The following is a 3,857-nucleotide window of genomic DNA, read 5'->3' on the forward strand; positions in this document are numbered from 1 at the left end:
GAGCCACGGGACGGAGGAAAGCATGAGCATTCACGACTTCGGATCTGCCGCGGCGCGTGTGGCGTCGCAGGCGGCCAGGCGGGTGTTGCCCGCGGCATTCACGGCGTTGGTGGCGGCGATTGGATCGCCGCCTGCCGGCGCGGCCGACCGCGAGCTGGTCGAACGGGGGAAATACCTGGTGACCATCGCGGGCTGCACCGATTGCCACACGCCGGGACATTTCCTCGGCAAGCCGGACATGACGCGTCACCTCGGCGGCTCCGAGGTCGGTTTCGAGATCCCGGGGCTCGGGGTCTTCTACGGCCCCAACCTCACGCCCGACGAGGCGACGGGTCTCGGGCGCTGGAGCGAGCATGATATCGTCACGGCGATCCGGACAGGCAAGCGTCCCGACGGACGCATGCTCGCTCCGATCATGCCGTGGGCCGCACTCGCGGAACTCACCGAGTCTGACGCCGGGGCGATCGCGGCCTATCTCAAGAGCCTGCCGCCGGTGAGCAACAAGGTCCCTGGACCGTTCGGACCGGGCGAGGCGCCGACTTCGTTCGTGATGAAGATCGTGGCGCCGGCGAAGCAATAGGGCCGGCGCATTGCAGGGCGCCGCCATCCCTTTGCCGGCTCACGACTTGCGCGGAGTCGCCCCGGACGATCGCGCAGGAGTTCAGCTCGGGAAGAGTATCTCGCCCTTGCCGAGCGCCGTATTGTCGCCGCCGTATCGACGCGGCGCCTTGCCGAGAAGCAGAGGAGCTAGGCGAAGACATGGACTGGAACAGTCTTGCCCAATTCTCGGCCGCGACACTTTTGATTCTTATCACGCCCGGCCCTATTATGGCGATCATTGCCCATAGTACGTTGCGGCACGGGGCGAAGGCCGGCCTCTCGACCGCGATCGGCGTAGAGCTCGGGGAGGTGTGCCTGCTCGGGGCAATCTTCGCCGGCCTGTCACTTTCCGGTGAACTCTTGCCAGTGCTGTTGCGATGGCTTTCGCTCGCCGGAGCTCTTTATCTCATCTGGCTCGCGGCGGGCCTGTTGCACCTCCGCAACCGGCCCTCGCGATGTCCGAATTTGTCTGGCGCTCGTGCGCCGGTCCTCGACGGGCTGATGATCGCCTTCGCAAGTCCTGCAGCGCTCCTCTTCTATGCCGCCTTCTTCCCGCAATTCATAGATCCGGATCATTCGATCTCTGAGCAAATGGTCTTGCTGAGCGCGACATATGTTTGCATGCGCTCGGTCTCCGCCTCTGCTTGCGTCTTCACAGTCGCGCGCTTGCGACTGCCGGTCGGCTGCGCACAGGTCGGCAGATTTGCGAATCTGGGCAGCGCCGCAGTCTATCTGATGATTGCAGTCATCACCGTCCTCAGACTGCTGGAGACCTTGGGTTGATGTGCGATGAGGCCCACGGCCTTGCAAAGCCATAGGCATCGTACTTGCGACATATCACCTCTCGAAAAGCCCCGGCTGCATGCTAAGAGACTCAAAACACCAACGGACTGAATTGAGGAGCGGCCGGCATGGAAGGCGAAAGCAAAAAGGCGGCCCGGTCGGACCTCGACGAAGCCGCGCTCTACTTCCACAAGCACCCGAGGCCGGGAAAGCTCGAAATCCAGGCGACAAAACCGCTCGGCAACCAGCGCGACCTGGCGCTGGCCTATTCACCCGGCGTCGCGGCGCCCTGTCTGGAAATCCGCGACAATCCGGCGACCGCCGCCGATTATACTGCGCGCGCCAATCTGGTCGGTGTCGTCTCCAACGGTTCGGCGGTTCTGGGCCTCGGCAATATCGGCCCGCTCGCCTCCAAGCCTGTGATGGAAGGCAAGGCGGTCCTGTTCAAGAAATTCGCCGGCATCGATGTCTTCGACATCGAAATCGACGCGCCGGAGATCGATCGCATGGTCGAGACGGTCGCGGCGCTGGAGCCGACCTTCGGCGGCATCAATCTCGAGGACATCAAGGCGCCGGAATGCTTCGAGGTCGAGGAGCGGCTGAAGGCCCGCATGGCCATACCGGTCTTCCATGACGACCAGCACGGCACCGCGATCATCGTCGCCGCCGCCGTGCTCAACGGGCTGGAGTTCGCCGGCAAGACGATCTCAGACATCAAGATCGTCACCTCCGGTGCGGGTGCGGCGGCCCTCGCCTGCCTCAACCTCCTGGTCCTGCTCGGTGCCCGTATCGAAAACATCTGGGTCACCGACCGTTTCGGCGTCGCCTACAAGGGTCGCGTCGACGAGATGGACCGCTGGAAAGACCCCTATGTGAAGAACACCGAGGCGCGCACGCTGGCCGATGTCATCTCCGGCGCCGACGTGTTCCTCGGCCTTTCCGCCGCCGGCGTGCTGAAACCGGAATTGCTTCAGCACATGGCGCCGAAACCGCTGATCCTGGCACTGGCCAATCCCAATCCCGAGATCATGCCGGAAGCGGCCCGGGCGGCGCGACCCGACGCGATGATCTGCACCGGTCGGTCCGATTTTCCCAATCAGGTCAATAACGTACTCTGTTTTCCTTACATCTTCCGTGGCGCGCTGGACTGCGGCGCCAGCGCCATCAATGAAGAGATGAAGATGGCTGCGGTGCGGGCGATTGCGGCGCTTGCCCGCGAAGAGCCGTCCGATGTCGCCGCCCGCGCCTATTCCGGCGAGACGCCGATCTTCGGACCGGATTTCCTGATCCCCTCGCCCTTCGACCCCAGACTGATCCTGCGCATCGCTCCGGCGGTGGCCAAGGCTGCCTGCGACACCGGCGTCGCCACACGGCCGATCACCGACTTCGCTGCCTATATCGACACGCTGAACCGCTTCGTCTTCCGTTCCGGCCTGGTCATGAAGCCGGTGTTCTCGATGGCCAAGACGTCGAGCGCCAAACGCGTCATCTATGCCGACGGCGAGGACGAGCGCGTGCTGCGCGCCGCGCAAGTGGTGCTGGAGGAAGGCATCGCCGAACCGATCCTGATCGGCCGTCCGCATGTCATCGAAGTCAGGCTGAAACGCTACGGGCTGCGCATCAAGCCGGGTGTCGATTTTGGCCTGATCAACCCCGAGGACGATCCCCGCTATCGCCACTATGTCGACCTTTTGATCGAGCTTGCCGGCCGGCGCGGCGTGACGACGGAAGCCGCGCGCACCATGGTGCGCACCGACAACACGGTCATTGCCGCCCTTGCGCTGAAGCGCGGCGACGCCGACGCCATGGTCTGCGGCCTCGAAGGGCGTTTCGAGCGGCATCTGCGCAATGTCACCCTGATCATCGGCCCACGCGCCGGCATCAAGGACCATGATTTGTCGACGCTTTCGATGCTGATCTCGCAGCGCGGTATCATTTTCCTCACCGACACTCACGTCTCCGTCGACCCGACGGCCGAGGAGATCGCCGAAATGACGGTGCTGGCGGCGGAGGAGATCCAGCGCTTCGGCATCGAGCCAAAGGCCGCCCTGCTTTCGCATTCGGATTTCGGCTCGCGCGATTCGCCGAGCGCGCTGAAGATGCGGCAGGCGGCGGCGATCCTGGCGCGCATCGCGCCAGACCTGCAATGCGACGGCGAGATGCATGCCGACACCGCTCTGTCCGAGCAGTTGCGTCAGCGCGTCTATCCGCATTCGCGGCTGATAGGCGAAGCCAATCTGCTGGTGTTCCCCAATCTGGACTCGGCCAACATCACGCTCACCGCGCTGCGCACGATGATGGATGCATTGCATGTCGGGCCGATCCTGCTCGGCACCGACAGGCCGGCGCACATATTGACGCCGTCGGTGACGTCGCGCGGCGTGGTCAACATGACGGCGCTCGCTGTGGTCGAAGCGGCCCACAAGGCTCAGGCGGTGGTAAATCTGGGCTAAACCCGTCGTTGGCGGCAAGCT

Annotated in this window: 3 protein-coding genes; all 3 read left to right on the plus strand. The window is 64.1% G+C overall.

Annotated elements, in window-relative coordinates; translation table 11 throughout:
* Positions 1-22 precede the first annotated feature (22 nt).
* The 3 genes from MESS2_RS19010 to MESS2_RS19020 all read left to right on the plus strand — a co-directional run bounded on the left by MESS2_RS19010 (position 23) and on the right by MESS2_RS19020 (position 3,836).
* Complete coding sequence (locus tag MESS2_RS19010; protein ID WP_008876039.1) at positions 23-580, plus strand: c-type cytochrome; 558 nt, start codon at positions 23-25, stop codon at positions 578-580.
* Between the two features lie 179 nt (positions 581-759).
* The gene (locus MESS2_RS19015) at positions 760-1,383 is read left to right on the plus strand and encodes a LysE family translocator (protein WP_008876040.1); all 624 of its coding nucleotides are present in this window, start codon (positions 760-762) and stop codon (positions 1,381-1,383) included.
* A gap of 128 nt (positions 1,384-1,511) precedes the next feature.
* On the plus strand, positions 1,512-3,836 hold the full coding sequence (locus MESS2_RS19020) for an NADP-dependent malic enzyme (RefSeq protein WP_008876041.1): 2,325 nt from the start codon (positions 1,512-1,514) through the stop codon (positions 3,834-3,836).
* Positions 3,837-3,857 lie beyond the last annotated feature (21 nt).

Origin of the sequence: Mesorhizobium metallidurans STM 2683 (assembly GCF_000350085.1) — a bacterium.
GTDB classification, from domain to species: domain Bacteria; phylum Pseudomonadota; class Alphaproteobacteria; order Rhizobiales; family Rhizobiaceae; genus Mesorhizobium; species Mesorhizobium metallidurans.

Coding starts and splice junctions, on each gene's coding strand:
- MESS2_RS19010 (WP_008876039.1), top strand. CDS start 23: ATGAGCATTCACGACTTCGGATCTGCCGCGGCGCGTGTGGCGTCGCAG.
- MESS2_RS19015 (WP_008876040.1), top strand. CDS start 760: ATGGACTGGAACAGTCTTGCCCAATTCTCGGCCGCGACACTTTTGATT.
- MESS2_RS19020 (WP_008876041.1), top strand. CDS start 1,512: ATGGAAGGCGAAAGCAAAAAGGCGGCCCGGTCGGACCTCGACGAAGCC.